We start from the raw sequence: 1,145 nt of genomic DNA on the forward strand, positions 1-1,145 counted from the left end.
TTGATGTAGGTTCATGAAGATATTCAATGCTAGCTTGTTGGTTTAAAGTTTTTATTTTTAGGATTAAAGATGAAATACTATCTTTTTTTCCCCCTTTATAATCGTCGATAAGTTGAATTGCATATATAAACTGCGCCCAGTTACAATACGCTGTATCTTTGTCTGATAACTCTTTGAGTGGATAGGCATAATGTTTTGTTATGAATAATTTATATATTTGTAATTTTGGCACATGCTTGGTGATTTGTAACGATTTCCTTAGTTCTATTTCGGATATACTATTTACCCAATTGTTAATTGAAGCAAGCCAGTCCGATGCTTGTTTTTTTAATCTGGTGGTTCTAACATATTTCGCGTGTAGATCAGCACCATAAAGTTCTTGATGTTTTAGTTGACAAAGAAAAACTATTCCTGTGTTTTTTTCGACAACAACTAAGTCTATATCAGTTAATGTTTTACCATTCTCTTTTATCTTTATATTTTCCTGGTATTGTAAGTTACTGAAATTTTCGTTCAAAGTACCCTTTATTGCTCTTTGTAATACTTGTTCTCGTGATTGTTGCTGCTTATCATAATCCTTACTAAAATTAAATCTTAAGGAGTCATGAAGGTATTGTAACGGTGAGCTATATCTTGCTGCTATACAGAAGAAAAAACTTTCATCAGAGCTTTGAATCAGCATCGGTAGTTCCGCTCCAGGGTTGTCTAATAATTTGATGTTTCTTCTGCTATAAGAAATAACTTCAAAAATTTTACGTGCATCGTCTAATTCAAGCTGAGTGTATCCTTTTAGTGACGAACCAAAGTAATTAATTGCATCACACATGCTTTCTATAAATTCATCTGTATTTGCTGAAACTGTTAGAATATTCTCTAGCTTTATTTTGGTATGTTTTATTGTAAGTTTTTCAGAAAATCTTAAATGTTTTTCAATTACCGACATTATAAATCCGATAGCTAACTTATATTTTTGAAACTCTATCCCTCCAAATTTTACGGAGTAATGAAAAGTGTCAAATCCATCTTGATTGAAAAGCTCTGAATAGGTGAGTCCCAAAAAGAAATCATCTAGAATAGGTGCGGATTCGTACCCTATAAAATGCGTTTCATATGGATATACTAAATCCTGTCTCTTATACACATCT

1 protein-coding gene is annotated in these 1,145 nt (G+C 31.8%); it reads right to left on the reverse strand.

The window, feature by feature from the left end; all coding sequences use genetic code 11:
* Positions 1 to 1,145 (reverse strand): hypothetical protein (locus tag HBA26_RS22590; RefSeq protein WP_166721068.1); only part of this gene is annotated, 1,145 nt, incomplete at both ends.

Source organism: Enterobacter sp. 725m/11 (assembly GCF_011683705.1).
Classification (GTDB): Bacteria; Pseudomonadota; Gammaproteobacteria; order Enterobacterales; family Enterobacteriaceae; genus Enterobacter; species Enterobacter bugandensis.